Source organism: Serratia sp. szju, assembly GCF_044594185.1.
Taxonomy (GTDB): domain Bacteria; phylum Pseudomonadota; class Gammaproteobacteria; order Enterobacterales; family Enterobacteriaceae; genus Serratia; species Serratia bockelmannii.
Map to the genome: position 1 here is coordinate 1,317,632 of NZ_CP172576.1, position 26,285 is coordinate 1,343,916.

25 protein-coding genes are annotated in these 26,285 nt (G+C 57.7%); 8 read left to right on the forward strand and 17 right to left on the reverse strand.

Translation table 11 applies throughout. The features are described 5' to 3' along the window. Positions 1 to 7: 7 nt before the first annotated feature. The 13 genes from RE418_RS06265 to asnC all read right to left on the reverse strand — a co-directional run bounded on the left by RE418_RS06265 (position 8) and on the right by asnC (position 11,558). On the reverse strand, positions 8 to 427 hold the full coding sequence (locus RE418_RS06265; protein ID WP_004933814.1) for a F0F1 ATP synthase subunit epsilon: 420 nt from the start codon (positions 425 to 427) through the stop codon (positions 8 to 10). 20 nt (positions 428 to 447) lie between these two features. Then, positions 448 to 1,830, reverse strand: a complete 1,383-nt coding sequence (gene atpD, locus RE418_RS06270; protein ID WP_004933813.1) for a F0F1 ATP synthase subunit beta — start codon at positions 1,828 to 1,830, stop codon at positions 448 to 450. A 32-nt stretch (positions 1,831 to 1,862) separates the two neighbouring features. Continuing rightward, complete coding sequence (gene atpG / locus RE418_RS06275) at positions 1,863 to 2,726, reverse strand: F0F1 ATP synthase subunit gamma (protein ID WP_004933811.1); 864 nt, start codon at positions 2,724 to 2,726, stop codon at positions 1,863 to 1,865. A gap of 59 nt (positions 2,727 to 2,785) precedes the next feature. Next, positions 2,786 to 4,327 carry a F0F1 ATP synthase subunit alpha gene (gene atpA / locus RE418_RS06280; RefSeq protein ID WP_025304742.1) on the reverse strand — a complete coding sequence of 514 codons (1,542 nt, stop codon included), beginning with the start codon at positions 4,325 to 4,327 and terminating at the stop codon, positions 2,786 to 2,788. A gap of 12 nt (positions 4,328 to 4,339) precedes the next feature. Then, positions 4,340 to 4,873 carry a F0F1 ATP synthase subunit delta gene (gene atpH, locus RE418_RS06285; RefSeq protein ID WP_025304741.1) on the reverse strand — a complete coding sequence of 178 codons (534 nt, stop codon included), beginning with the start codon at positions 4,871 to 4,873 and terminating at the stop codon, positions 4,340 to 4,342. Positions 4,874 to 4,887: 14 nt separating this feature from the next. Then, the gene (gene atpF / locus RE418_RS06290) at positions 4,888 to 5,358 is read right to left on the reverse strand and encodes a F0F1 ATP synthase subunit B (RefSeq protein WP_004933804.1); all 471 of its coding nucleotides are present in this window, start codon (positions 5,356 to 5,358) and stop codon (positions 4,888 to 4,890) included. A 57-nt stretch (positions 5,359 to 5,415) separates the two neighbouring features. Continuing rightward, positions 5,416 to 5,655, reverse strand: a complete 240-nt coding sequence (gene atpE / locus RE418_RS06295; RefSeq protein ID WP_004093904.1) for a F0F1 ATP synthase subunit C — start codon at positions 5,653 to 5,655, stop codon at positions 5,416 to 5,418. 49 nt (positions 5,656 to 5,704) lie between these two features. Beyond that, positions 5,705 to 6,481, reverse strand: a complete 777-nt coding sequence (gene atpB, locus RE418_RS06300) for a F0F1 ATP synthase subunit A (RefSeq protein ID WP_025304740.1) — start codon at positions 6,479 to 6,481, stop codon at positions 5,705 to 5,707. Positions 6,482 to 6,503: 22 nt separating this feature from the next. After that, a complete protein-coding gene (gene atpI, locus RE418_RS06305) occupies positions 6,504 to 6,887 on the reverse strand; it encodes a F0F1 ATP synthase subunit I (protein ID WP_025304739.1) in 384 nt (127 codons plus the stop codon). 639 nt (positions 6,888 to 7,526) lie between these two features. After that, entirely contained in the window at positions 7,527 to 8,147 is a 621-nt protein-coding gene (gene rsmG, locus RE418_RS06310; protein ID WP_025304738.1) for a 16S rRNA (guanine(527)-N(7))-methyltransferase RsmG, read from the reverse strand. A gap of 138 nt (positions 8,148 to 8,285) precedes the next feature. Further along, positions 8,286 to 10,175 (reverse strand): tRNA uridine-5-carboxymethylaminomethyl(34) synthesis enzyme MnmG, encoded by a 1,890-nt coding sequence (gene mnmG, locus RE418_RS06315; RefSeq protein WP_089181460.1) that lies wholly within the window; start codon positions 10,173 to 10,175, stop codon positions 8,286 to 8,288. Between the two features lie 380 nt (positions 10,176 to 10,555). Then, on the reverse strand, positions 10,556 to 10,996 hold the full coding sequence (gene mioC, locus RE418_RS06320; protein ID WP_049204643.1) for an FMN-binding protein MioC: 441 nt from the start codon (positions 10,994 to 10,996) through the stop codon (positions 10,556 to 10,558). Positions 10,997 to 11,096: 100 nt separating this feature from the next. Further along, entirely contained in the window at positions 11,097 to 11,558 is a 462-nt protein-coding gene (asnC, locus tag RE418_RS06325) for a transcriptional regulator AsnC (protein WP_004933786.1), read from the reverse strand. A 155-nt stretch (positions 11,559 to 11,713) separates the two neighbouring features. Here asnC and asnA point away from each other — a divergent pair, with 155 nt between their 5' ends. After that, complete coding sequence (asnA, locus tag RE418_RS06330) at positions 11,714 to 12,706, forward strand: aspartate--ammonia ligase (RefSeq protein ID WP_089181459.1); 993 nt, start codon at positions 11,714 to 11,716, stop codon at positions 12,704 to 12,706. Positions 12,707 to 12,710: 4 nt separating this feature from the next. Here asnA and viaA read toward each other — a convergent pair whose 3' ends face one another. Both viaA and ravA read right to left on the reverse strand, forming a co-directional pair. Beyond that, positions 12,711 to 14,174 carry an ATPase RavA stimulator ViaA gene (gene viaA, locus RE418_RS06335; RefSeq protein ID WP_025304734.1) on the reverse strand — a complete coding sequence of 488 codons (1,464 nt, stop codon included), beginning with the start codon at positions 14,172 to 14,174 and terminating at the stop codon, positions 12,711 to 12,713. Positions 14,175 to 14,176: 2 nt separating this feature from the next. Beyond that, on the reverse strand, positions 14,177 to 15,685 hold the full coding sequence (gene ravA, locus RE418_RS06340; RefSeq protein ID WP_025304733.1) for an ATPase RavA: 1,509 nt from the start codon (positions 15,683 to 15,685) through the stop codon (positions 14,177 to 14,179). 283 nt (positions 15,686 to 15,968) lie between these two features. On the opposite strand from ravA, the gene kup reads away from it, so the two are divergent. The 7 genes from kup to rbsR all read left to right on the forward strand — a co-directional run bounded on the left by kup (position 15,969) and on the right by rbsR (position 23,821). Beyond that, positions 15,969 to 17,837 carry a low affinity potassium transporter Kup gene (gene kup / locus RE418_RS06345; protein ID WP_015379467.1) on the forward strand — a complete coding sequence of 623 codons (1,869 nt, stop codon included), beginning with the start codon at positions 15,969 to 15,971 and terminating at the stop codon, positions 17,835 to 17,837. Positions 17,838 to 18,007: 170 nt separating this feature from the next. Beyond that, positions 18,008 to 18,427 (forward strand): D-ribose pyranase, encoded by a 420-nt coding sequence (gene rbsD, locus RE418_RS06350; RefSeq protein WP_033645162.1) that lies wholly within the window; start codon positions 18,008 to 18,010, stop codon positions 18,425 to 18,427. 7 nt (positions 18,428 to 18,434) lie between these two features. Continuing rightward, positions 18,435 to 19,940, forward strand: a complete 1,506-nt coding sequence (gene rbsA, locus RE418_RS06355; protein WP_043140703.1) for a ribose ABC transporter ATP-binding protein RbsA — start codon at positions 18,435 to 18,437, stop codon at positions 19,938 to 19,940. Positions 19,941 to 19,946: 6 nt separating this feature from the next. After that, positions 19,947 to 20,915 carry a ribose ABC transporter permease gene (rbsC, locus tag RE418_RS06360; RefSeq protein ID WP_025304730.1) on the forward strand — a complete coding sequence of 323 codons (969 nt, stop codon included), beginning with the start codon at positions 19,947 to 19,949 and terminating at the stop codon, positions 20,913 to 20,915. A 24-nt stretch (positions 20,916 to 20,939) separates the two neighbouring features. Next, the gene (rbsB, locus tag RE418_RS06365) at positions 20,940 to 21,827 is read left to right on the forward strand and encodes a ribose ABC transporter substrate-binding protein RbsB (RefSeq protein ID WP_025304729.1); all 888 of its coding nucleotides are present in this window, start codon (positions 20,940 to 20,942) and stop codon (positions 21,825 to 21,827) included. 61 nt (positions 21,828 to 21,888) lie between these two features. Continuing rightward, a complete protein-coding gene (gene rbsK, locus RE418_RS06370) occupies positions 21,889 to 22,815 on the forward strand; it encodes a ribokinase (protein ID WP_089181458.1) in 927 nt (308 codons plus the stop codon). A gap of 4 nt (positions 22,816 to 22,819) precedes the next feature. Beyond that, positions 22,820 to 23,821, forward strand: a complete 1,002-nt coding sequence (rbsR, locus tag RE418_RS06375; RefSeq protein ID WP_043140692.1) for a ribose operon transcriptional repressor RbsR — start codon at positions 22,820 to 22,822, stop codon at positions 23,819 to 23,821. Here the strand turns inward: rbsR and mdtD are convergent. Next, positions 23,818 to 25,233 carry a multidrug transporter subunit MdtD gene (mdtD, locus tag RE418_RS06380; protein ID WP_025160302.1) on the reverse strand — a complete coding sequence of 472 codons (1,416 nt, stop codon included), beginning with the start codon at positions 25,231 to 25,233 and terminating at the stop codon, positions 23,818 to 23,820. The two genes, rbsR and mdtD, sit on opposite strands and share 4 nt — an antisense overlap. Before the next feature lie 67 nt (positions 25,234 to 25,300). Then, positions 25,301 to 25,990 (reverse strand): FadR/GntR family transcriptional regulator, encoded by a 690-nt coding sequence (locus RE418_RS06385; RefSeq protein ID WP_033636503.1) that lies wholly within the window; start codon positions 25,988 to 25,990, stop codon positions 25,301 to 25,303. Positions 25,991 to 26,285 lie beyond the last annotated feature (295 nt).

Genomic DNA, 26,285 nt, shown 5'->3' on the forward strand with positions numbered 1-26,285 from the left:
CCAAACATTACATCGCTTTTCTGGTGAGCTCGATAACGCGCAGTTTTGCGATCGCTTTCGCCAGTTCAGCGGATGCCTGAGCATAGTCGACATCGCCATGAGAGCTGCGAATGTGTTCTTCAGCTTTACGCTTAGCTTCCAACGCTCTCGCTTCGTCGAGGTCAGTACCACGGATAGCAGTGTCCGCCAGCACGGTAACCACGCTCGGCTGCACCTCGAGGATGCCGCCGGACAGGTAGATGAACTCTTCTTCACCGTGCTGCTTAACAATACGCACCATGCCAGGCTTGATGGCAGTCAGCAGCGGCGCATGGCCAGGGAAGATCCCCAGTTCACCTTCGCTGCCTGTCACCTGGATCTTCTGCACCAGGCCGGAAAACATCTGTTTTTCCGCGCTGACTACATCCAGATGGTAAGTCATAGCCATATCACCCTCCTCTCAAGGCGTTACAGTTTCTTGGCTTTTTCCACTGCTTCTTCAATGGTGCCAACCATGTAGAACGCCTGCTCCGGCAGGTGGTCATAGTCGCCGTCCATAATGCCTTTGAAACCACGGATGGTGTCTTTCAGCGATACGAACTTGCCCGGAGAACCGGTGAAGACTTCTGCCACGAAGAACGGCTGAGACAGGAAGCGTTGGATCTTACGCGCACGGGATACGACCAGTTTGTCTTCTTCAGACAGCTCGTCCATACCCAGGATCGCGATGATATCTTTCAGTTCCTGGTAGCGTTGCAGAATGGACTGCACGCCACGCGCTACGTCGTAGTGCTCCTGGCCAACAACCAGCGGATCCAGCTGACGGCTGGTAGAATCCAGCGGGTCAACGGCCGGGTAGATACCCAGAGAAGCGATGTTACGGCTCAGTACCACGGTTGCGTCCAAGTGCGCAAAGGTGGTGGCTGGTGACGGGTCAGTCAAGTCATCCGCAGGAACGTAAACGGCCTGTACGGAAGTGATGGAACCGGTCTTGGTCGAGGTGATACGTTCTTGCAGAACGCCCATCTCTTCCGCCAGCGTTGGCTGATAACCTACCGCGGATGGCATACGGCCCAGAAGTGCGGACACTTCGGTACCGGCCAGGGTGTAACGGTAGATGTTGTCAACGAACAGCAGAACGTCACGGCCTTCGTCACGGAATTTCTCCGCCATGGTCAGACCGGTCAGCGCAACGCGCAGACGGTTACCTGGTGGCTCGTTCATCTGGCCGTAAACCAGGGATACTTTGTCCAGAACGTTGGAGTCGGTCATTTCGTGGTAGAAGTCGTTACCCTCACGAGTACGCTCGCCCACGCCCGCAAACACGGAATAACCGGAGTGCTCGATCGCGATGTTACGGATCAGCTCCATCATGTTTACGGTTTTACCTACGCCCGCACCGCCGAACAGACCAACTTTACCGCCCTTGGCGAACGGACAAATCAGGTCCATTACCTTGATACCGGTTTCCAGCAGTTCCTGGGAGCTGGACAGCTCTTCGTAGCTTGGCGCCGCGCGGTGAATAGCCCAACGCTCTTCTTCGCCGATGTCGCCTTTCATGTCGATCGGTTGGCCCAATACGTTCATGATACGGCCCAGGGTAGCTTTACCCACCGGCACTTCAATCGGGTGGTCCAGGTTGTTCACTTTCAGACCGCGACGCAGACCGTCGGAGGTCCCCATTGCGATACAGCGAACCACGCCACCGCCCAGCTGTTGCTGAACTTCCAACACCAGTTTTTCGGTGCCGTTTTCTACCTCAAGGGCATCGTACACTTTTGGTACGGCATCCTGAGGGAACTCGACGTCCACCACGGCGCCGATTACCTGGATAATCTTTCCAGTAGCCATCTTGAATCCTCTACGTAATTCGTAAACCTAGCTTAAACCGCGGAGGCTCCCGAAACGATCTCGGTGAGTTCCTGAGTGATGCTGGCCTGACGCGCCTTGTTGTATACCAACTGCAGCTCTTTGATCAGGCTACCGCCGTTATCGGTTGCGGCTTTCATCGCGACCATTCGTGCGGCCTGCTCGCTGGCCAGGTTTTCCACGACGCCCTGATAAACCTGCGACTCCACATAGCGGCGCAGCAAGGTATCAAGCAGCACTTTTGGATCGGGTTCATACAGGTAATCCCAAGGCGTTTTCTTCAGCTCTTCGTCATCGGCTGGCGGTAACGGCAGCAGCTGAAGCACCTGTGGCTCTTGGGACATCGTATTAACAAATTTGTTGCTGACAATGTACAGCTTGTCCAAACGACCTTCGTCGTAGGCCTGCAGCATCACTTTCACCGGCCCGATCAGATCCGACAGGGAAGGTTTGTCCCCCATGCCGGTCACCTGGGCAACCACGTTGCCGCCCACGGAACCAAAGAAAGAGGCCGCTTTAGAGCCAATCAGCGCCAAATCGGTTTCGACGCCTTTTTCGGACCAGGCTTTCATCTCCGCCAGCAGCTTTTTGAACAGGTTGATGTTCAAGCCGCCGCAGAGACCACGGTCAGTAGACACCACCAGATACCCGACGCGCTTAACGTCACGCTCATCCAGGTACGGGTGCTTGTACTCCAGATTCCCTAACGCAAGGTGACCAATCACTTTGCGCATGGTCTCTGCATAAGGACGGCTGGCCGCCATGCGATCCTGCGATTTACGCATTTTGGAGGCGGCGACCATTTCCATCGCTTTAGTGATCTTTTGCGTGTTTTGCACGCTAGCGATCTTACTACGTATCTCTTTTGCGCCGGCCATCTCTGCTTCTCCTCAGTGCCAGACGGCCTGCTGTCTTTCAACAGCAGGACCGTTCGGCGTTACCAGGACTGGGTTTTCTTGAAGGTCTCGAGGACGTCTTTCAACTTGCCCTCGATCTCATCATTGAAGTTGCCAGTTTGGTTGATGTGGTTCAGCAGTTCGGCGTGCTCGCGGTCCGCATAGGCGACCAGCGCGGCTTCGAAGCTCACCACTTTGGCGACTTCGACGTCGTTCAGGTAACCGCGTTCTGCGGCAAACAGCACCAGAGACTGTTGTGCAACCGACATCGGCGCATACTGTTTCTGTTTCAGCAGCTCGGTCACTTTCTGACCGTGGCTCAGCTGTTTGCGGGTCGCGTCGTCCAGATCGGAGGCGAACTGGGAGAACGCAGCCAGCTCACGATACTGTGCCAGCGCGGTACGGATACCACCGGACAGTTTCTTCATGATCTTGGTCTGCGCGGCGCCACCAACACGGGATACGGAGATACCCGGGTTAACTGCCGGACGAATACCGGAGTTGAACAGGTTGGATTCCAGGAAGATCTGACCATCGGTAATCGAGATTACGTTGGTCGGAACGAACGCGGAAACGTCACCCGCCTGGGTTTCAATGATCGGCAGAGCGGTCAGTGAACCGGTTTGGCCTTTAACTTCACCTTTGGTGAAGGCTTCAACGTATTCGGCGTTAACGCGCGCTGCACGCTCCAGCAAGCGGGAGTGCAGGTAGAATACGTCGCCTGGGTAAGCTTCACGACCTGGCGGACGACGAAGCAGCAGGGAAATCTGGCGGTAAGCAACGGCCTGTTTGGACAGGTCATCGTACACGATCAGCGCATCTTCACCGCGGTCACGGAAGTATTCGCCCATTGCGCAACCGGCGTATGGCGCCAGGTATTGCAGTGCAGCGGATTCGGAAGCGGTCGCCACCACCACAATGGTGTTGGCCAGTGCGCCGTGCTCTTCCAGTTTGCGCACCACGTTAGCGATGGTGGACGCTTTCTGGCCGATAGCCACGTAAACGCATTTGATGCCGGAGTCGCGTTGGTTGATGATCGCATCGATCGCCAGCGCGGTTTTACCGGTCTGACGGTCACCGATCACCAGCTCACGCTGGCCACGGCCGATTGGAATCATGGCGTCAACGGATTTGTAGCCAGTTTGAACCGGCTGATCAACGGACTGACGCTCGATAACGCCTGGCGCGATAGCTTCTACCGGAGAGAAGCCGTCGTTTTCAATCGGGCCTTTGCCGTCGATAGGTGCGCCCAGGGTGTTAACTACGCGGCCCAGCAGACCACGACCGACTGGAACTTCCAGGATACGGCCAGTACATTTAACCTTCATGCCTTCGGCCAGATCCGAGTACGGACCCATGACCACGGCACCGACAGAGTCGCGCTCCAGGTTCAATGCGATTGCGTAACGGTTGCCAGGCAGCGCGATCATTTCGCCCTGCATAACTTCGGCCAGGCCGTGTACGCGGATGATCCCGTCGCTGACGGAAACGATAGTACCTTCATTGTGAGCTTCGCTCACTACATTGAACTGAGCAATGCGCTGCTTGATCAGTTCGCTGATTTCGGTGGAATTCAGTTGCATGCTCCAGTCCCCTTAAGACTGCAAGACGTCTGTCAGGCGTTCAAGACGACCGCGAACGCTGCCATCAATCACCATATCGCCGGCGCGAACAACGATGCCGGCCAGTACAGACTTGTCAATTTTGCAATTCAGCTTAACTTTGCGTGACAGACGTTTTTCCATCGCAGCGGCGATTTTCGCCTGCTGTTCGTCGCTCAGCGCGCTCGCAGAGAGCACTTCGACTTCGACGGTGGATTCCAGCGAGGCGCGCAGTTCGATGAACTGCTGCAGCACGGCAGGAAGAACCAGTAAACGTCCATTTTCGGCCATTACACGGATAAAGTTCTGGCCATGTTCGTCGAGCCGATCGCCACAAACCGCGATGAACGTCTTGGACAGCGTTTCTGGCGCAACCGCGCCAGACAGCAGTTCAGAAATCTGTTCATTGCGAGTGACTTCAGCCGTAAACGCCAGCATCTCCTGCCAGCGCTCTACGCTTTGGTGCTCAACGGCAAAGTCAAAAGCTGCTTTGGCGTAGGGGCGAGCTACAGTTACAAATTCAGACATCAGCCCCTCCCTCCTTACAGTTCAGCGACCAGTTTATCAACGATGTCGCTGTTAGCAGCTTCATCCACGGAACGTTCGATGATCTTCTCGGCGCCGGCAATTGCCAGCATCGCGACTTGCTTACGCAACTCTTCACGAGCGCGCTTACGTTCGGCTTCGATCTCAGCCTGAGCCTGCGCCACGATTTTGTTACGTTCCTGCTCGGCTTCGGCTTTCGCTTCATCCATGATCTGAGCTTTGCGTTTGTTCGCTTGCTCGATGATCACCTGAGCTTCTGCTTTAGCAGTTTTCAGCTGGTCGGTCGCATTGGCTTGCGCTAAGTCCAGATCTTTTTTGGCACGCTCTGCAGAAGCGAGGCCGTCAGCGATTTCTTTCTGACGTTTCTCGATGGCAGCCATGATCGGCGGCCATACGTACTTCATGCAGAACCAGACAAACAGAACGAACGCGATGGCCTGGCCGAGGATTGTTGCGTTAAGATTCACAGCACAATGCCTCTTTAAAAGTTAATAGTTTGGTTACGTCGTAGAGGGTTACTCTACTTACGCGACGGCGAACATCACGTACAGACCCAGACCTACAGCGATCATCGGGATGGCGTCGACCAGACCCATAACGATAAAGAACTGTGTACGCAGCAGAGGAATCAGGTCAGGCTGACGAGCAGCGCCTTCCAAGAATTTACCACCCAGGATGCCGATACCGATCGCAGCACCGATTGCCGCTAAACCCATCATCACAGCGGCAGCCATGTACAGCAGATCCATACTCAGGTTTTCCATGACAGTCTCCAGTTTGTTTCAGTTTAAAAGTGCAAGTGTTTTAAGAAAATCAGTGCTCTTCAGACGCCATCGACAGATAGACGATCGTCAGAACCATGAAAATAAAGGCTTGAAGCGTAATGATCAGGATGTGGAAGATAGCCCAAGGCAAGCTCAGGACCCACTGTGACCACCACGGCAACAGGCCGGCAATCAGGATGAAGATCAACTCACCCGCATACATGTTGCCGAACAGTCGCAGACCCAGTGAAACAGGTTTGGACAGCAGGCTGACACCTTCAAGAATCAGGTTGATAGGAATGAATACAGGGTGGTTGAACGGCTGCATGGTCAACTCTTTAACGAACCCGCCAACGCCTTTCATTTTGATGCTATAGAACAGAATCAGGATAAACACGCCCAGCGCCATAGACAGCGTGACGTTCACGTCAGCGGTAGGCACCACGCGCAGCGCAGGCAGACCGAGATGCGCCCCGATGAACGGCAGGAAGTCTACCGGAATCAGGTCCATCAGGTTCATCAGGAACACCCAGACGAACACGGTCAGCGCCAACGGCGCAATCACCTTGCTCTTGCCGTGGTACATGTCGCGCACGCTGCTGTCGACGAAACCAACCACCAGCTCCACGGCGGTTTGCAGTTTACCCGGCACGCCGCTGGTGGCGTTTTTAGCCACTTTGCGGAAAATCACCAGGAACAAAACCCCGAGGACGACGGAGAAAAACATCGAGTCGAGGTTAATCGACCAAAACCCAGTCCCGACCTGAAGCTGCGTCAGGTGGTGACCGATATACTCCTGTGGACTGTTGTATCCCTCTGCAGACATGATGCCTCTACCCTTTATTTAGTTAATTTCGGTAACTGTTAATCACGGCCGGTGCCACTATCTGCACCACTAACACCGCTAAATAGGTCAGGCCAAGCGGTATAAACTCCGCCTTGAACACCCCCAGCGCCACGATCAGCAAAACGATGGTGATCACGACCTTTAGCCCCTCGCCGATGGCGAACGACCAGGCAACCCTACCGGGCGCCGGCGTTTGCGCCTGATGGCGCAAGGCAAACAGCATAAACATTGCACTCGGCAACCAGGCGGCGAGACCGCCTGCCAGCGCCGAAGCGCTCCATTCCGGGCTTTTCAGCCAGAAAGCAACGCTGATCAGAACAAAAGTCATTAACTGCAAAAACAGCAGTTTGCGTGCGACTTTCCCGCTGTAAAGGGACACAGACATGACGTTTGTTCTCTCCGTACCCCTGAGGGGGTATGCTGAGTGACGTATACAACTGTTTTTGCTGTCCTGAGTCAAGCAGCAAAAAACGAGCAAATTATACGGGGCATACCAACGAATTCAATCGATAAGTAGCGAAAAGGTGAACAATTATTTAAATTTCCCTATTCCAGCCTATTTTCACAAGAAAACGGTCGGAATAATAGGACGCATTTAATTGTCTGATTATTCCAGCGTTGCGTTTAGAAACGCGAAGCCGATCACAGTAATACCCCTTCCTGATTTATAGCCGATGGTCAACCAAACCGTCTTTAGCAATTTGAGCGATCAAAAGATTATATAAATCAAAACATTATCAGTTAACTGTTCAAAAACAATCCGTATACCCGACGAAAACCTTTTATTGACAAGCAGCGAGGCAATATTCCAACAGCCAATTAACATTAGCAGCAAAGGCCAATCTTTCGCACATGATTGCTAACGTGACTATTTCCAAATGCAATTACTCTATTGTCGCTAATTAGCCGCGTTTTTTGTGTTAATAGAAAGTAAATTAACTAAAAAAAGCGACCAATTAATTAGCCTGCTTATCTTTACGCTTAGTACTACCTTTAATTCACGCTTGTTTGATCAAAAACAAACTCAGTTTGCCTTAAGCACCACCAGATGGCGTTCACCTTCCAATTCAGGCACCTGAAGCCGCACAATGGATTCCAGGCTGACGCCTTCCGGCAAGTGCGCCAATTCTTCATCCGGGCGCACGCCTTTCAACGCGTAAAAACGCCCCTGCCCTTTCGCCGGCAGATGATGACACCAGGACAGCATATCCTGCAGCGAAGCGAACGCGCGGCTGATCACGCCATCAAACGGTGGCTCGGCCGGAAACGCTTCGACGCGGCTCTGCACCGGCTCGATATTGTTCAGGCCCAGCTCATGCTGCACCTGGCGCAGGAAGCGCACGCGCTTGCCCAGGCTGTCGAGCAGCGTGAAATGCGCGTCTGGGCGCACGATCGCCAGCGGAATGCCCGGCAAGCCGGGGCCGGTGCCGACATCGATGAAACGTGAGCCCTGCAAATGCGGGTTGACCACGATGCTGTCGAGGATGTGGCGCACCAGCATTTGCTGCGGATCGCGCACCGACGTGAGGTTATAAGCCTTGTTCCACTTATCCAGCATGCCGACATAACCCAGCAGCTGCTGTTTTTGCTGATCGGGCAGCTCAATGCCTGCCGCCGCAAGCAGCGAGTCTAATTTTTTTTGCACAACGGATCCTCTGGCAGGCGCTGAACGACCAGCGGATGGTTAGCTGGCGCAATGAGGCGACTATGATAATTCAGGGCGCAAGTGATGTCAGCGGCCGTTTGGCTACGAGATGAACAAACGGCCGCCTGGATGCAAGATTTATGCGCTGCGGCGCAGCAGTCCCTGCTTTTTCAGCCAGATCAGCAAAATCGAGATCGCCGCCGGCGTAATGCCGGAGATGCGCGAAGCCTGGCCGATGGAGTTCGGTTTGTGATCGTTCAACTTGGCGATCACCTCGTTCGACAGTCCCGAAACCTGACGGTAGTCGAGATCCAACGGCAGCAAGGTATTCTCGTTGCGCTGCTGTTTTTCGATCTCTTCCTGCTGACGAGCGATGTAGCCCTCGTATTTGACCTGGATCTCAACCTGTTCAGCCGCTTGTACGTCGCCCAGCGGCGGCGCGAAGGCGTCGGTGCCGGTCAACTGCGCGTAATCCATCTCCGGACGGCGCAGCAGCTCTTCGCCGTTCGCTTCACGCGACAGCGGCGCTTTCAGCAGCGCATTGACCTGTTCGACGTTCTCGGCGTGCGGGTGCATCCAGATGTCGCGCAGGCGCTGGCGTTCGCGTTCGATTCGCTCCAACTTCTCGCTGTAACGTGCCCAACGCACGTCGTCCACCAGGCCGAGTTCACGGCCTTTTTCCGTCAGGCGGAGATCGGCGTTGTCTTCGCGCAGCATCAGACGATACTCGGCGCGTGAGGTAAACATGCGGTACGGCTCTTTGGTGCCGAGGGTGCTGAGATCGTCCACCAGCACGCCCAGGTAGGCCTGATCGCGGCGTGGCGCCCAGCCTTCTTGTTCGTCGGCGAAACGCCCAGCGTTCAGACCGGCCAGCAGGCCCTGCGCAGCCGCTTCTTCATATCCAGTGGTGCCGTTGATCTGACCGGCGAAGAACAGCCCCTGGATGAATTTGCTTTCCAGCGTCGGCTTCAGGTCGCGCGGATCGAAGAAATCGTACTCGATAGCATAACCAGGGCGAATAATACGCGCGTTTTGCATTCCTTCCATCGAACGGACGATCTGCATCTGCACGTCGAACGGCAGGCTGGTGGAAATCCCGTTAGGGTAAATCTCGTTGCTGGTTAGGCCTTCCGGCTCGAGGAAGATCTGGTGCGCGTTGCGATCGGCAAAGCGCATGACCTTGTCTTCGATCGACGGGCAATAACGTGGGCCGATCCCTTCGATGATCCCGGCATACATCGGGCTGCGATCGAGGTTATTGCGGATCACGTCATGGGTTTTTTCATTGGTGTGGGTGATGTAGCACGCCATTTGTTCCGGGTGTTGGCTGGCATCGCCCAGGAACGAGAATACCGGCACCGGCGTATCGCCGTGTTGTGGCGCCAGTACGCTGAAATCGATAGTGCGGGCGTCGATGCGCGGTGGCGTACCGGTTTTCAAGCGGTTAACGCGCAGCGGCAGTTCTCGCAAACGCTGTGACAGCGAGATCGAAGGTGGATCCCCGGCGCGACCACCGCTGTAGTTTTCCAGACCGATATGGATCTTGCCGTCCAGGAAGGTGCCTACGGTCAATACCACCGCCTTGGCGCGGAATTTCAGGCCCATTTGGGTGACGGCGCCGACTACGCGATCGTTTTCGACGATCAGATCCTCAACAGGTTGTTGGAAGATCATCAGGTTGGGCTGGTTCTCCAACGCGGTACGGATCGCCTGGCGATACAGTACGCGATCCGCCTGAGCGCGTGTGGCACGAACGGCTGGGCCTTTGCTGGCGTTTAGTATCCTAAACTGGATGCCGGCGTGGTCGATCGCCGTTGCCATCAGGCCACCGAGTGCATCAATTTCCTTAACCAGATGCCCTTTACCAATACCGCCAATCGCCGGGTTACAGGACATCTGTCCCAGCGTATCGATATTGTGTGTCAATAATAAAGTCTGACGTCCCATGCGTGCCGCGGCCATGGCGGCCTCGGTACCTGCATGGCCACCACCGATGATGATGACGTCAAATTGATCTGGATAAAACATGGAACTGCACCTCGCCGTATTGCGAACGATCGTATTTGCCCTGGGGTCGGGGATTCTACTCAAGTTTAGACGATCGACCAAGTGGTCAGGATCGTCGGTAATTAAAAGAAGATCTTTTTTATTTAAAGATCTCTTTATTAGATCTCTTATTAGGATCGCGATCCTCTGTGGATAAGTGACTATTCACGATGAAGATCAGCAGATTAAGGAGGATCGTTTGCTGTGAATGATCGGTGATCCCGACGCAGATAAGCTGGGATCTAAAAGGCTTGTTATGCACAGGGCAAAAAGCGCACTACGGTTGTTATTGGGATAACTACGGCTTTTACCCTGCTTTTAAGCTTAGTTATCCACAATCGTTCGCGCGATCTTTAGACGAATTAGAGTAAATTAATCCAGGTTTTTACCCATTCCTCGGCCGGATCCTCGGGAATTTCATGCTCGGTCACGTCGATCTCGAGACGATCGCCGATCCTTTTAGCGCCTCTGGCGATCAACAGATCGTCGATCTGTTTGATCGCGCCGCAGAAGGTGTCGTATTCCGAACTGCCCAAACCGACGGCGCCGAACTGCACCTCGGAAAGATCCGGCTGCTGTTCAGCGAGCTGTTCCAACAGCGGCTGAAGGTTATCCGGCAGTTCGCCGGCGCCGTGCGTGGAAGAGACCACCAGCCAGCGGCCGGTCAACGGCAGTTCATCCAGTTCAGGGCCGTGCAGCATCTCGGTAGAGAAACCCGCGTCTTCCAGCTTTTCAGCCAAATGTTCAGCCACGTATTCGGCGCTGCCAAGCGTACTGCCACTGATCAGAGTAATGTCTGCCATGAACCAACGATCCCAACCTTCTCACTCAAAGTGGCTGCATTGTACGCTGTGAATCGGCTGGGATCTACCTGTGGATAATGTGGGTATGCAATTTGGCGGGTTACGGCACGATGGTGCGCATAATGGGGTTCTGCAGCGAGATCAGCGTTTCGGTAGACTGGATCTCGTCGATAGTCTGGATCTTGTTGATAAGTACCTGTTGCAACGCGTCGATCGATCGGCACATTACCTTAATAAAGACGCTGTAGTGGCCGGTGGTGTAATAGGCTTCTACCACTTCTTCCAGGCTTTCCAGCTTCTTCAGCGCCGAAGGGTAGTCCTTGGCGCTCTTCAATATGATGCCGATAAAGCAGCACACGTCGTAGCCCAGTTGTTTGGGGCTGACGTCGATGCGCGCGCCGGTGATGATCCCGGCCTGTTTCATCTTCTCCACCCGCACATGAATGGTGCCGGGGCTGACGGCGAAGTTTTTCGCCAGTTCGGCGTACGGTGTGCGCGCATTGTCCATCAGGGCGTTGAGGATGCCACGATCGAGATTATCGATCTGATAAATTTCCGCCATTTAATCCCCCATTAATTAACGATTGTTGAATTCTGTCCGGGTAAAAATGAACGATTAAAAGTGAAAAGGCAATATTGATTAATGGATATTGAATTGGCGTGTCATTTTGTTGCTTAATCGATGGCAACAGAGACAGGTTTACAAGAGATACGGCAATGAAAAAACAGTTTATCCAAAAACAACAACAAATCAGCCAGGTCAAATCCTTCTTCTCCCGCCAGCTGGAGCAACAGCTCGGCCTGATCGAAGTGCAAGCGCCGATCCTCAGCCGTTTGGGCGACGGCACGCAGGATAACCTCTCCGGCAGCGAGAAAGCGGTGCAGGTTAAGGTCAAAACTCTGCCTGACGCCACCTTCGAAGTGGTGCATTCGCTGGCGAAATGGAAACGCAAAACCCTGGGCAGCTACGATTTCGGCGCCGGCGAGGGCCTGTATACCCATATGAAGGCGCTGCGCCCGGATGAGGACCGCCTGACGCCAATCCACTCGGTGTACGTCGATCAGTGGGACTGGGAGCGGGTGATGGGCGACGGTGAGCGCAGCCTGGACTACCTGAAAAGCACCGTGCGCAGCATTTACGCCGCGATCAAGGCGACGGAAGCGGAAGTCAGCCGTGAGCATGGCCTGACCCCGTTCCTGCCGGAACAGATCCACTTCGTACACAGCGAAACCCTGCTGCAGCGCTATCCGGATCTGGACGCCAAAGGGCGTGAGCGGGCGATCGCCAAAGAATTGGGCGCGGTGTTCCTGATCGGCATCGGTGGCAAGCTGTCGCACGGCAAATCGCACGATGTGCGGGCGCCGGATTATGATGACTGGACCACGCCGACGGCGGATGGCCTGGCGGGCCTGAACGGCGATATCGTGGTGTGGAACCCGGTGCTGCAGGACGTTTTCGAGCTGTCTTCCATGGGCATCCGCGTCGACGCCACGGCGCTGAAACATCAGCTGGCGCTGACCGGCGATGAAGAACGCATGAAGCTGGAATGGCACCAGTCGCTGTTGCGCGGCGATATGCCGCAGACCATCGGCGGCGGCATCGGTCAGTCGCGTTTGGTGATGCTGCTGTTGCAGCTGTCGCATATCGGCCAGGTGCAGTGCGGCGTGTGGTCGCCGGAAGTGCGCGGGGCGGTCGAAGGCCTGCTCTAACCGCCTAGCGCCGCCATCGGCGCATTAAACGGCTTTTCAGCCCGGTATCAAAGCGCCAGATATGATCGAAGATGCGCATGATGCCGGGTTTGCCGTAGGCGGACATCGCCACCGCATGGAAACGCTGCTGGTGGCTTTGCTGCTGTTGTTTCACCTTCTTTATTACCTCCTCCGGCAACCGCTGGGCGATAAAATCGGAAATGATCACCGCATCGGCGTCGAACCAGCCGCTCTCCGCCATTTTGGTGACGGTGGCGTTCAAGCAGGCCGCCAGATCGGTGCCGCCGCGAAACTGCTGACCGAGAAAACGCACGGCCTGCTCGATGCCGCTGGCGGCGGTGAGTTCGTAATGCACGATCTGGTTGGCGAACAGCATGATGTAGCAGCGGCGGTTGTCCGCCAGCGCAATGCGCAGCAGCGCCAGACAGAACGCCTTGGCGCACTGTTCGTTGAAGCCGCCCATCGATCCTGAGGTGTCCACGCAGACGATAAACGGCCCGCGTGGTTGCTGATCCTGCTGCTGGTGGGTGACCTGACGGATCAGAACCTGTTCCTGCCAGACGTCGCCCTGCAGGCGGTAGCTCAGCAGTCGCTTTTCCAGCAGGCGGCGATAAAACTCGAACTCCAGCTCTTCAATCCCCAGCGTCGCCAGCTCCGGCGGCAGCAGGCGCAGGATGTCGTCGCTCTGATGAATGCCATTTACTTCTTCCGGCAGCGTGGCCGGCACCTGCACCATGACCCTGAACGGTTCCGGCTGCGCGTCTTGTTGCTGCACCGCCTTGGCCTGGTAGCTGCGGCCCAGCTGCTGTGCCAGCTTTTTCAGCTCCGGCTGCTGCTGCAAAAAGTTGCCGTACTCCACCAGCCGTTGGTAATCGCCGCGCTGCAGCTGGCCTTTGCTCATATCCCACAGCCTGCCGGCGGCGGTGTCGTTTTCCGACAGCAGCGGCTCCAGCGCGCCGCTCAGCGCCAGACGCTCCTGCAGTTCCGCCATCAGCTGCTCGCGCTCTTGTTCCAGCAGCTGGTGGTGCAGCATGGTGGCCTGCAGCGTCAGGCTGATGCGCCAGCGCTGCAGGAACAGGGTTTGGAAGCTGTCGTCCAGCGGGTGGTTGGGCAGATCGGCGGCGTCCACCAGCGCGCGTGCCTGTTCATAAAACGGCGAGACCAGCTGACGCAGAAGCTCCATCGTGTCATTGAGGTTGTGATAGAACTGGGTGTTGTTCTCCAGCTGGCACTGCTGGTAGCGGTAAAACTCCTGCGCCAGCGCCGGCGGCACCATAGCCTCCTGCAGACGCTCCTTGAGCTGCAGTTTCCAGCGTGGCAGATCGCGATCCAGCGCCCGGCGAAGGGCCGGAAACTTTTTAAAGAACACCGACAGCTGCGGCGCCGCCAGCATGCCGACGATCATCTCCTCGATCATCTCGCCTTCGGTGATCGCCAGAAGCAGATCGAGCGTCTCCAGACTGAGCATGGTTACTGGCCGCGCATTTGCTGCTGTTGCTGTTTAACCTGTTCCGCCACTTGCAGCAGACTGGCTTCGATCTTGGCCAGGCCAGCGGCAGGCGTGAACAGACAGGGCTGATGTTGGCTGAAGGCGCGGCGCTGCTCCGCCAGGCGCTGGGCCAACGCGTCCATTTCATCCAGCAGCGCCTGCGGCGTGGCGGTGGCCTGTTTGCCCGGCAGCGCCAGCAGCGAAGGCTGGCGGCTGACGTCCAGCACCGTCAGGTGCAGTTGGTCATCGACGTCCAAATCGATCGGCTGCGCGAAGCCAATGCCGTTCAGCTTGGCGCGCACGTCGCCGCCTTTTTGCAGCCAGTTATCCAGCACGCTGCTCTCAATGCTCAGATGGTTGACCTGAATGTCATGCAGCTGCAGCGGTTTTTGCAGCAGCAGGGTGAGGGTGCCGCCGGCGAACGGCGTGGCCGGCGCATATTGCGGTTTGCGGCTGAACATGCCGCCCTTTTTCACCAGGCTGATGGCCTGCCGATCGCTTTGCTGCTGCTGGTCCTGCAGCCAGCGGGTATGGATCTGTTGCAACTGGATCAGCATCGACTGCTGCTGATAGGCCGACTCGGTCAGCAGCTGATCGATCTGCTGTTGCAGCAGCTTCAGCGAGGTGAGATCGTGCCACAGGCAGTCTTTCAATAGCATCAGGTCGAGCGGGGCGATGGCATCGCGCCCGCTGAAGAAGGCGCAGGCCTGCAGCAGACGCAGGGCTTTTTTCCAGCGCCGATCGGAGACGTATGGCGCCTGCTCCAGCGCGTCCAGCCGCTGACGCAGCTGGAAAATCAGCTCAAAGCAGGCTTCCGGCAGCGCCACCTTGTCGATCTGCGGCTGCCACTGCAGAAACTCTTCGTCGCTGATGCTCAGCGCCGCCGGCACCGGGTTTTGGCTTTCGCTCTGGCGGTTGACCAGCAGCGAGCGGAAATTCTGTTTATCCTGCACCTTGTCCAGCCACAGGCGGATAAGCATACGGTCATATAAGGCTTCGAGGCTGTTGTCCGCTTCGGGCAGTTCGTTGGAGGCGGTGACCAGCAGGCGCAGCGGGATCGGTTCTTCGCTGTTGCCGTTGCGAAAGCGCCGTTCGTTGATCGCCGTCAGCAGGGTGTTGAGGATCGCCGGGCCGGCCTTCCAGATCTCGTCCAGAAACACGATCTCCGCTTCCGGCAGATAGCCGGCGGTCAGGCGCTGATAGCGCCCTTCGTCTTTCAGCGCCTGAATCGAGAGCGGGCCGAAGACCTCTTCCGGCGTGGAAAAGCGCGTCATCAGGTATTCAAAGGAGCGGGCGTTGCGGAAGGCAAACTTCAGCCGGCGCGCGATCAGGCTCTTGGCGATGCCGGGCGGGCCGAGCAAGAATACGCTTTCGCCGCTCAGCGCCGCCAGCAGGCACAGGCGGATTGCCTCTTGCCGCTCATAGAGGCCGCTCTCCAGCGCGCTGCTGAGGCGGGAAATTCGTTCTGCCAGAAGGGATGATGGCGTCATATAATCGTCGTATTGTCCGAGAGTTAGCCAATCTTGGTCGATAATTCGATGATAAACCACCATTATTTTTAATGGTATAGCTTATTGATTAGTAAAATTTTTCTCAGTTGAGTCGGATATCCGGTTCACATTTTGTTTATTTTTCGGCTCTGATATAAGGGTAGGCAAGCCGTATAAATGGTGCATACTGTGCGGCTTTCTGGTGGGCGTGACGGATCTTTGAGCCCGTATTTTGCCTGATGCGGATGCATCGCTAACGGATGTTCTGATAAAGAAACGAATTATGAGCGCAGAGCATAAGCAGTCCCTATCGGCGGTAACCCTGGCTGCCATCGGCGTGGTCTACGGTGATATCGGCACCAGTCCTCTCTATACGTTGAGAGAGTGTTTCTCCGGCCATTACGGCTTCGATGTTCGTCCAGACGTGGTTTTCGGCTTCCTGTCGCTGATTTTCTGGATGCTGATCGTGATCGTTTCCCTCAAATATCTCACCTACGTGATGCGTGCGGACAACGCCGGCGAGGGCGGTATTCTGACGCTGATGTCGCTGGCCGGGCGCAACACCTCGGCGCGCACCACCGCGGTGCTGGTGATACTGGGCCTGATCGGCGGCAGCTTCTTCTATGGCGAGGTGGTGATCACCCCGGCGATCTCGGTGATGTCGGCGATAGAAGGATTGGAAATCGCCGCGCCTGCGCTCGACGCCTATATCGTCCCGCTCTCCATTCTGGTGCTGACGCTGCTGTTCGTTATCCAAAAACACGGCACCGGCAGCGTCGGCAAGCTGTTCGCCCCGGTAATGCTGCTGTGGTTCATCGTGTTGGCGGTGCTGGGCGCGCGCAGCATCATTTCGAACCCGGAAGTGCTGCAGGCGCTGAACCCCAAATGGGCGCTCAACTTCTTCATGGAATATAAGAAGGTGTCGTTCTTCGCGCTGGGGGCAGTGGTGCTGTCCATCACCGGCGTCGAGGCGCTGTATGCCGATATGGGGCACTTCGGCAAGTTCCCGATCCGCCTGGCCTGGTTCACCGTGGTGCTGCCTTCGCTGGTGCTCAATTACTTCGGCCAGGGGGCGCTGCTGCTGAAAAACCCTGAGGCGATCAAAAACCCGTTCTTCCTGCTGGCGCCCGACTGGGCGCTGATCCCGCTGCTGATTTTGGCGACTCTGGCGACGGTGATCGCTTCGCAGGCGGTGATTTCCGGCGTCTTCTCGCTGACCCGCCAGGCGGTGCGCCTGGGGTATTTGTCGCCGATGCGCATCATTCACACCTCGGAAATGGAATCTGGCCAGATCTACATTCCGGTGATCAACTGGACGCTGTACATCTCGGTGGTGCTGGTGATCATCGGGTTCGAGCACTCCAGCAACCTGGCGGCGGCTTATGGCATCGCCGTCACCGGCACCATGGTGCTGACCAGCATTCTGGTCACTTCGGTGGCGATTAATAACTGGCACTGGAACCGCTTCCTGGCGATCGGCATCGTAACCATCTTGCTGATCATCGACGTGCCGATGTTCTCCGCCAACGCCCTGAAGCTGTTCTCCGGCGGCTGGCTGCCGCTGACCCTGGCGCTGGTAATGTTCATCATTATGACTACCTGGAAGAGCGAGCGTTTCCGCCTGTTGCGCCGTCTGCATGAGCACGGCAACTCGCTGGAGGCGATGATTGCCTCGCTGGAGAAATCGCCGCCGGTGCGGGTGCCGGGTACCGCGGTGTTCCTGTCGCGCGCCACCAACGTCATTCCTTTTGCGCTGTTGCATAACCTGAAACACAATAAGGTGCTGCATGAGCGCGTGGTGCTGCTGACGCTGCGCACCGAGGATGCGCCTTACGTGCACAACGTGCGCCGGGTGACCATCGAGCAGCTGTCGCCGACCTTCTGGCGGGTGGTGGCCAGCTACGGCTGGCGCGAAACGCCGAACGTGGAGGAAGTGTTCCACCGCTGCGGGCTGGAAGGGTTGCCGTGCCGCATGTCGGAGACGTCGTTCTTCATGTCCCATGAATCGCTGATCCTCACCAAGCGGCCATGGTACCTCTACCTGCGCGGCAAGCTGTTCGTCGCTCTGAGCCGCAACGCGCTGCGGGCGCCGGATCAGTTTGAGATCCCGCCGAACCGGGTCATCGAGCTCGGCACGCAGGTCGAGATCTAACCCGTCTGACAGGGGCTCAGCATGGCTGAGCCCCTTTTGTTTGCACTTTTTCCACGCGCGAACGAAACGTTTCGATAGCGATCACACTTCTGCATTGTCCCGGTTGCCTTCCCCTGCCGTTTTTTTAAACTCCTCCAGAGAGCGAAACGTTTCGCTAGCGGAGTGAGAAGATGAAAAAAGGCGTATTACTGAATTCCGACGTGTCTGCCGTGATTGCCCGGCTGGGGCATACCGATCAGCTCACCTTGTGCGATGCGGGTTTGCCGATACCGGCGGCGACGCAGCGCATCGATCTGGCGCTGACGCAGGGCGTGCCGACCTTCATGCAGGTGTTCGCGGCGGTCACGCAAGAGATGCAGGTAGAAAGCGCCATCCTGGCGGAAGAAATCGTGAAACAAAATCCGTCGCTCCACGAGGCATTGTTGGCTGAACTGACCGCACTGGGCCAACGCCAGGGCAATACCATCGGCGTGCGTTATATCAGCCATCAGGCGTTTAAAGCGCAAACCGAGCACAGCCGGGCGGTGATCCGCAGTGGGGAGTGTTCGCCTTACGCGAACGTGATCCTGTGCGCAGGCGTAACTTTCTGAGGCGTTTATGCAACCTTTACTGCAACTGAAAGGGATTGATAAAGCCTTTCCCGGCGTGAAGGCGCTTTCCGGCGCCGCTCTCAGCGTTTATCCCGGCAAGGTGATGGCGCTGGTGGGGGAAAACGGCGCCGGAAAGTCCACCATGATGAAAGTGCTGACCGGCATCTACCAGAAAGACGCCGGCAGTCAGTATTTTCTCGGTAAAGAGGTGGTATTCAACGGGCCTAAAGATTCGCAGGAAGCGGGCATCGGCATTATTCATCAGGAGCTGAACCTGATCCCGCAGCTGACGATTGCGGAAAACATCTTCCTCGGCCGCGAGTTCGTCAACCGTTTCGGCCGCATTGACTGGAAGCGCATGTACGCCGAGGCCGATCGCTTGTTGGCGCGCCTCAACCTGCGCTACAGCAGCCACCGGCTGGTGGGGGAGCTGTCGATCGGCGATCAGCAGATGGTGGAGATCGCCAAGGTACTGAGCTTCGAATCGAAAGTGATCATCATGGACGAACCGACCGATGCGCTGACCGACACCGAAACCGCCTCGCTGTTCAAGGTGATCAACGAGCTGAAGGCCGAAGGGCGCGGCATCGTTTATATCTCGCACCGCCTGAAAGAGATTTTTGAAATCTGCGACGACGTGACCGTGTTCCGCGACGGGCAGTTCATCGCCGAGCGGCCGGTGAGCGAGCTGCAGGAAGATTCGCTGATAGAGATGATGGTCGGCCGCAAGCTGGAAGAACAATACCCGCGCCTTGATTTGCCGCGCGGGGAAAAGCGGCTGGACGTCAGCCACCTTTCCGGACCCGGCGTTGAAGACGTCAGCTTTACGCTGTACCGCGGCGAGATCCTCGGCGTGGCCGGGCTGATGGGCGCCGGGCGCACTGAATTGATGAAGATCCTGTACGGCGCCGCGCCGCGTAAGGCCGGCACCGTCAGCCTGGACGGCCGCGACGTGGTCACCCACTCGCCGCAGGACGGGTTGGCGAACGGCATCGTCTATATCTCGGAAGACCGTAAGCGCGACGGCCTGGTGCTGGGCATGTCGGTAAAGGAAAACATGTCTCTGACCGCGCTGCGCTACTTCAGCCGCGCCGACGGCAGCCTGAAACAGGCCGATGAGCGGCAGGCGGTGGGGGATTTCATCCGCCTGTTCAATATCAAAACGCCGTCGATGGAGCAGTCGATCGGCCTGCTTTCCGGCGGCAACCAGCAAAAAGTGGCGATCGCCCGCGGCCTGATGACCCGGCCGAAAGTGCTGATCCTCGATGAGCCGACGCGCGGCGTCGACGTCGGCGCCAAAAAAGAGATCTATCAGTTAATCAACCAGTTCAAGCAGGAAGGGCTGAGCATCATTCTGGTGTCTTCGGAAATGCCGGAGGTGATGGGCATGAGCGATCGCATTCTGGTGATGCACGAAGGGCATCTCAGCGGCGAGTTCCCGATTGAACAGGCCACCCAGGAAGCGTTGATGGCGGCAGCCGTCGGCAAGCAATACGGCGTAAAGCAGGAGTAATCAGATATGAGTTCCCAGACTATCGCAGCCAAGCGCTGGTTCAGTAAAGAGTGGCTGTTAGAGCAGAAGTCGTTGATTGCGCTGCTGGTGCTGATCGCCGTGGTCTCTTCCATGAGCCCGAACTTCTTCACCCTGAACAACCTGTTCAATATTCTGCAGCAGACTTCGGTGAACGCCATCATGGCGGTGGGGATGACGCTGGTGATCCTCACGTCCGGCATCGATCTGTCGGTAGGATCGCTGTTGGCCCTGACCGGCGCGGTGGCGGCGTCGATCGTCGGCTTTGAGGTCAACGCGCTGGTGGCGGTGGCGGCGGCATTGGCGCTGGGCGCTGCGATTGGCGCCTGCACCGGGGTGATCGTCGCCAAAGGCAAAGTGCAGGCCTTTATCGCCACGCTGGTGATGATGCTGCTGCTGCGCGGCGTCACCATGGTGTACACCAACGGTAGCCCGGTCAACACCGGTTTCACCGACGTGGCCGACACCTTCGGCTGGTTCGGCATCGGCCGTCCGCTGGGCGTGCCTACGCCGATCTGGATCATGGCGATCGTGTTCATCGCCGCCTGGTATATGCTGCACCATACGCGCCTGGGCCGCTATATTTATGCCCTGGGCGGCAACGAAGCGGCGACCCGCCTGTCCGGCATCAGCGTCGATAAAGTGAAGATTATCGTCTACTCGCTGTGCGGCCTGCTGGCGGCGCTGGCCGGGGTGATCGAAGTGGCGCGCCTGTCGTCGGCGCAGCCGACCGCCGGCACCGGCTATGAGCTGGACGCCATCGCCGCCGTGGTGCTGGGCGGCACCAGCCTGGCCGGCGGCAAGGGGCGCATCGTCGGCACGCTGATCGGGGCGCTGATCCTCGGCTTCCTGAACAACGGCCTGAATTTATTGGGTGTTTCTTCCTACTACCAAATGATCGTGAAGGCAGTGGTGATACTGCTGGCGGTTCTGGTAGATAACAAAAGCAACAAGTAACCTCCCCCTACAGGAATCACGATGATGAAAATGAAAAAACTGGCAACCTTAGCTTCCGCCATCGCGCTGAGCGCCACCCTGAGCGCCAATGCCATGGCCAAAGACACCATTGCGCTGGTGGTGTCCACCCTCAACAACCCGTTCTTCGTCTCGATGAAGGATGGGGCGCAGCAAGAGGCCAACAAGCTGGGCTACAACCTGGTGGTGCTGGATTCCCAGAACAACCCGGCGAAAGAGCTGGCCAACGTGCAGGATCTGATGGTGCGGGCGCCCAAGCTGCTGTTGATCAACCCGACCGACTCCGATGCGGTGGGTAACGCCATCAAGATGGCCAACCAGGCTAAGATCCCGGTCATCACGCTGGACCGCGTGGCGAGCAAGGGTGACGTGGTGAGCCACATCGCTTCGGATAACCGCGTGGGCGGCAAAATGGCCGGTGATTTCATCGCCAAGAAAGCGGGCGCCGATGCCAAGGTGATTCAGCTGGAAGGCATCGCTGGCACCTCTGCCGCGCGTGAACGCGGTGAAGGCTTCAAGCAGTCGCTGGATCAGAATAAATTCAAACTGTTGGCCAGTCAGCCGGCCGATTTCGATCGCACCAAGGGCCTGAACGTGATGCAGAACCTGCTGACCGCGCACCCGGATGTGCAGGCGGTGTTCGCCCAGAACGATGAAATGGCGCTGGGTGCGCTGCGCGCGCTGCAAACCGCCGGTAAAACCGACGTGATCGTGGTAGGCTTCGACGGCACCGCTGACGGCGTGAAAGCGGTCGAAGGCGGCAAGCTGGCGGCGACGGTGGCGCAGCGTCCCGATCAGATCGGCGTGATCGGCGTGGAAACCGCCGATAAAGTGCTGAAAGGCGAAAAAGTGCCGGCGACCATCCCGGTCGATTTGAAACTGGTCACTCAGTAAGTCATACCAGCGCCATCGGAACGGGGCGTTTACGATGGCGCGCAATTCAGGAATCAATGCGATGGAAACAGGTAAGCTGGTGGTTCTTGGCAGCATCAATGCCGACCATATCCTCAATATTGAACAGTTCCCCCACCCGGGCGAGACGGTGATCGGGAAACAGTATAAGGTGGCGTTTGGCGGCAAGGGTGCGAATCAGGCGGTGGCGGCCGGGCGCAGCGGGGCGGAGATCGCCTTTATCGCCTGCGTAGGCGCCGATGATATCGGCGAGCGTATCCGCCGGCAGCTGGCGAGCGATCGCATTGATACCCAACCGATTGAAGCCATCGCCGACAGCACCACCGGCGTGGCGCTGATCTTCGTCAACGCCGAAGGCGAGAACGTGATCGGCATCGATGCCGGCGCCAACGCCGCGGTGACGCCGGATTATCTGGCGCGCTACCAACAAAAAGTGATCGACGCCGATGCCCTGCTGATGCAGCTCGAGTCGCCGCTGGAGACGGTGATCGCCGCCGCCCGCCTGGCGAAACAACATCAAACGCAGGTGATCCTCAACCCGGCCCCGGCGCGTGAGCTGCCGGACGAGCTGCTGGGCATGATCGATATGATCACCCCGAATGAAACCGAAGCCCAGCGCCTGACCGGCATCGCCGTGGACAACGAAGCGGATGCGGCGCGTGCGGCGCAGGCGCTGCACGACAAGGGCATCGCGACGGTGATCATCACCCTCGGTAGCCGCGGCGTGTGGCTGAGCGAAAACGGCAACGGCAAACGGGTGCCCGGTTTTAAGGTGCAAGCGGTGGATACCATCGCCGCCGGCGATACCTTTAACGGTGCGCTGGTGACCGCCCTGTTGGAAGGCAAGATCATGGCCGATGCGGTGCGTTTCGCCCATGCGGCGGCGGCGATCGCCGTGACCCGCCCCGGCGCGCAACCTTCGGTGCCCTGGCGTGAAGAGATCGACGCCTTCTTGCAGCAGCAGGGGTGATCCTTTGGCCACCATGAAAGATGTCGCCCGCCTGGCGGGCGTTTCAACCTCTACCGTGTCGCATGTGGTCAACAATAATCGTTTTGTCAGCGACAGCGTGCGCGACAAGGTCATGGCGGCCGTGGAACAGCTGAACTATGCGCCTTCTGCGCTGGCGCGCAGCCTGAAGCTCAATCAGACGCGCACCATCGGCATGCTGGTGACCGCCAGCAACAACCCGTTTTATGCCGAAGTGGTGCGCGGCGTGGAGCGCAGCTGCTATGAACGTGGCTACAGTTTAATCCTGTGCAATACCGAAGAAGACGCCGCGCGCATGAACCGCAGCATGGAGACGCTGCTGCAAAAGCGCGTCGACGGTTTGTTGTTGATGTGCACCGAAAACCACCGGCCATCGCAAGATGCCCTGAGCCGCTACCCGTCATTGCCGATCGTGATGATGGACTGGGCGCCGTTCGAGGGCGCCAACGACATTATTCAGGATAACTCGCTGCTGGGCGGCGAGATGGCGACCGATCATCTGATCGCCCGCGGCTACCGCAAGATTGCCTGCATTGCTGGCCCGGAGGATAAAACCACCGCTCGTCACCGACTGGAAGGCTATCGCAACGCAATGCGTCGCGCCGGATTGCCGGTTTCGCCAGGGTATGAAGTGCATTGCGATTTTGAGTTTGAGGGCGGGGTGAACGCCATGCGCCAACTGCTGGCGCTGAACGAGCCGCCGCATGCGGTATTTGCCGGCAACGACGCGGTGGCGGTAGGCGTTTATCAGGCGCTGTATCAGGCCGGGCTTTCCGTGCCGCAGGATATGGCGGTGATGGGCTACGATGACATTGAGTTGGCGCGTTATCTGGCGCCGCCGCTGAGCACCATTCATCAGCCGAAGGATTCGCTGGGCGAACTGGCGATCGATGCGCTGATCAACCGCCTGCAGAACCCGGAGCGCGCGCCCCAGGTGCTGGTGCTGACGCCCGAGCTGGTGGAACGCGCCTCGGTGGGCCGCCGTTAACTGGCCGCCTTGGCTTCTTTCTTGCTTTCCTGGCCGCTGATCAAATTGCGGCCATCCTTCCTTCTTAGCAACATAAACACCAGCGCCGACGCCACGGTGACGATCCCCATGGTGATAAAGGTGTAATGGAAGTGGTCGATCATGGTGCCTAACGACAGGGATTCGTAAAAGCGTAGCACCGCTGCGCTGATCGCCACGCCGAAGCTGATGGACAGCTGCTGGGTGACCGCCAGGACGCTGTTGCCGGCGCTGGCGTTGGCGTCGTTCAAATCCGCCAGGCTGATGGTGTTCATGGCGGTAAACTGGGTGGACATCGCCATGCCCAGCACGAACAGCGGCAGGATCATTAGCCACAGCGGCATGCCCGGGCTTTGCAGGGCGAACTGGGCGATCAGCACTCCGATGATAACGGTAATGCCGACCAGCGTTTTACGGTAGCCGAACCAGCGCAGCACCTGAGTGACGGTGGATTTCGCCATCAGCGAGCCGATGGCGGTTGGCGCCATCATGCAACCGGCGACGATCGCCGTATAGCCGAATCCCACCTGCAGCATGAGCGGCATTAAAAATGGCACGCAGCCGGTGCCCAGCCTGGAGGCGACGTTGCCAGCGATACCGACCGAGAAGGTACGGGTTTTGAACAGGTCGAGACCGATCAGCGGCTGAGGGTGACGGCGGGCGTGCGCGATGTAGCCGAACAGCATCACAAAGCCGCTGAGCAGAATACCCAGCGAAACGTAGCTTGCCAGTACCCGCTCGCCAAACAGCTCCAGCCCGGTGGAGATCAGCACCAGGCTCAGGCCGAACAGCATGAAGCCAAGAAAATCGAAGCGGCGTTTGGGCGTAGTGAAGTCCGGCATGTATTTGCGCGCATAGAAGATGCCGAGCAGGCCGATAGGGATATTGATCAGGAAAATCCAGTGCCAGGTGGCGTAGGTGACCAGCCACCCGCCCAGCAGCGGCCCCAGAATCGGCCCGACCAGGCCGGGCATGGTGACGAAGTTCAGCACCGGCAGCAGTTCGCTGCGCGGGTAGGCGCGCAGCAGCGCCAACCGCGCGACCGGCATCATCATCGCGCCGCCGATGCCCTGCAGCACGCGAGAGGCGACCAGCGCGCTCAACGTGGGGGAGAGGGCGCACAGCAGCGAGCCGAGGGTGAATAGCGTGACGGCGAAGATGAACACGCGCCGGGTGCCGAAGCGGTCCGCCAGCCAGCCGCTGACCGGGATCAGCATTGCCACCGTCAGCGTGTAGCTGATGACGGCCGATTGCATCGCCAGCGGCGATCGCCCCAGGCTTTGGGCGATCGCCGGTAGCGCCGTGTTGAGGATGGTGGCGTCCAGCGCCTGCATAAAGAACGCCATTGCGGCGATCCACGGTAGCCCTGCCATACTGCGCGCGGATTGGGTCATGGTCGGTCCTGGTTAAATGGTCGTCTGTCCCTCGTCTCTTTCTTCTATATATAAGCGGGGAGCGTGTCTAGTCTTTCTCTTTCAGCAGCACCTGGCAGGCGACGAGCGCGCCGGCGCTGTCCCCGGCGAGTATCGCATCGACGATAGCCTGATGATGGCGCAGCTTGATCACTTCATTACCGGTGATGGCGCGGAAGTAGCTTTGGTACACCGAACTGAACAGGTTGGCGAACGAGGTCAGGAACGGGTTGCCGCTGGCCTCATAGATGAGCTGGTGGAATTGGGTATCGACCTGGATCCAACGCTCGCGATCAAACTGGGTATGCAGCGCGCGCATTTCCGCCATCAGTTCCGCCAGCAGCTTGGTTTGCTGCGGGCTGGCGTGGTTTGCCGCCAACGCGCAGGCCTGTGGCTCCAGCGAGGTGCGCAAGATAAGGAAGTGTTGCATCACCTGATCGAAGTTTTCCCGCGTCATCCACCAGGTCAGTAAATCCTGATCGAGGAAATTCCATTGGCTCTGCGGCATCACGCGGGTGCCGATGCGCGGGCGCGGTAGCAACATGCCTTTGGCGGCTAACATCTTTACCGCTTCGCGTACTGCGGTGCGGCTGACGCCGAATTGCTCGCCCAGTTCCATTTCACCGGGCAGGATGCTGCCGGCCTGATAATCGCCCGCCAGAATTTGTTGGCCGAGTTTCTCTGCAAGCAGATAAGAAAGATTGCGTTGGGCGGCCTGTTGTTGTGCATTTAACGGCATGGCTGCGGGTCCTTACTGACATCGTTATTTCTATTTTACTCCAGCGATCGCCAGCTTTTATGGCTGTTTGCCTGAAAAAGTGACATAAATTCGTCGCTTTTTCGCCCTTTTGCCGAAAAAATCCGCGCTTGAAAAGTTTTTTGCATTTAGGGGTTGCGGCCCGCCGAGAACTCCCTATAATGCGCCTCCACTGACCGGGAACAACGACTGACAAGCCGCCGGGTCAGCGAGAGAAAAGCGAAATAAACGCTTGACTCTCCGGGTGAAAAGCGTAATATACGCCACCTCGAGTTAG

Excerpts from the sequence above, each read along its gene's own strand:
- asnC (WP_004933786.1), bottom strand. The coding sequence starts at position 11,558 with ATGGCGGAAATTTATCAGATCGATAATCTCGATCGTGGCATCCTCAAC.
- mnmG (WP_089181460.1), bottom strand. The coding sequence starts at position 10,175 with ATGTTTTATCCAGATCAATTTGACGTCATCATCATCGGTGGTGGCCAT.
- rbsD (WP_033645162.1), top strand. The coding sequence starts at position 18,008 with ATGAAAAAAGGCGTATTACTGAATTCCGACGTGTCTGCCGTGATTGCC.
- atpG (WP_004933811.1), bottom strand. The coding sequence starts at position 2,726 with ATGGCCGGCGCAAAAGAGATACGTAGTAAGATCGCTAGCGTGCAAAAC.
- ravA (WP_025304733.1), bottom strand. The coding sequence starts at position 15,685 with ATGACGCCATCATCCCTTCTGGCAGAACGAATTTCCCGCCTCAGCAGC.
- mdtD (WP_025160302.1), bottom strand. The coding sequence starts at position 25,233 with ATGACCCAATCCGCGCGCAGTATGGCAGGGCTACCGTGGATCGCCGCA.
- RE418_RS06265 (WP_004933814.1), bottom strand. The coding sequence starts at position 427 with ATGGCTATGACTTACCATCTGGATGTAGTCAGCGCGGAAAAACAGATG.
- asnA (WP_089181459.1), top strand. The coding sequence starts at position 11,714 with ATGAAAAAACAGTTTATCCAAAAACAACAACAAATCAGCCAGGTCAAA.
- atpI (WP_025304739.1), bottom strand. The coding sequence starts at position 6,887 with ATGTCTGTGTCCCTTTACAGCGGGAAAGTCGCACGCAAACTGCTGTTT.
- atpA (WP_025304742.1), bottom strand. The coding sequence starts at position 4,327 with ATGCAACTGAATTCCACCGAAATCAGCGAACTGATCAAGCAGCGCATT.
- atpE (WP_004093904.1), bottom strand. The coding sequence starts at position 5,655 with ATGGAAAACCTGAGTATGGATCTGCTGTACATGGCTGCCGCTGTGATG.
- kup (WP_015379467.1), top strand. The coding sequence starts at position 15,969 with ATGAGCGCAGAGCATAAGCAGTCCCTATCGGCGGTAACCCTGGCTGCC.
- mioC (WP_049204643.1), bottom strand. The coding sequence starts at position 10,996 with ATGGCAGACATTACTCTGATCAGTGGCAGTACGCTTGGCAGCGCCGAA.
- atpH (WP_025304741.1), bottom strand. The coding sequence starts at position 4,873 with ATGTCTGAATTTGTAACTGTAGCTCGCCCCTACGCCAAAGCAGCTTTT.
- viaA (WP_025304734.1), bottom strand. The coding sequence starts at position 14,174 with ATGCTCAGTCTGGAGACGCTCGATCTGCTTCTGGCGATCACCGAAGGC.
- rbsA (WP_043140703.1), top strand. The coding sequence starts at position 18,435 with ATGCAACCTTTACTGCAACTGAAAGGGATTGATAAAGCCTTTCCCGGC.
- atpB (WP_025304740.1), bottom strand. The coding sequence starts at position 6,481 with ATGTCTGCAGAGGGATACAACAGTCCACAGGAGTATATCGGTCACCAC.
- rbsK (WP_089181458.1), top strand. The coding sequence starts at position 21,889 with ATGGAAACAGGTAAGCTGGTGGTTCTTGGCAGCATCAATGCCGACCAT.
- RE418_RS06385 (WP_033636503.1), bottom strand. The coding sequence starts at position 25,990 with ATGCCGTTAAATGCACAACAACAGGCCGCCCAACGCAATCTTTCTTAT.
- atpD (WP_004933813.1), bottom strand. The coding sequence starts at position 1,830 with ATGGCTACTGGAAAGATTATCCAGGTAATCGGCGCCGTGGTGGACGTC.
- rbsB (WP_025304729.1), top strand. The coding sequence starts at position 20,940 with ATGAAAATGAAAAAACTGGCAACCTTAGCTTCCGCCATCGCGCTGAGC.
- rbsC (WP_025304730.1), top strand. The coding sequence starts at position 19,947 with ATGAGTTCCCAGACTATCGCAGCCAAGCGCTGGTTCAGTAAAGAGTGG.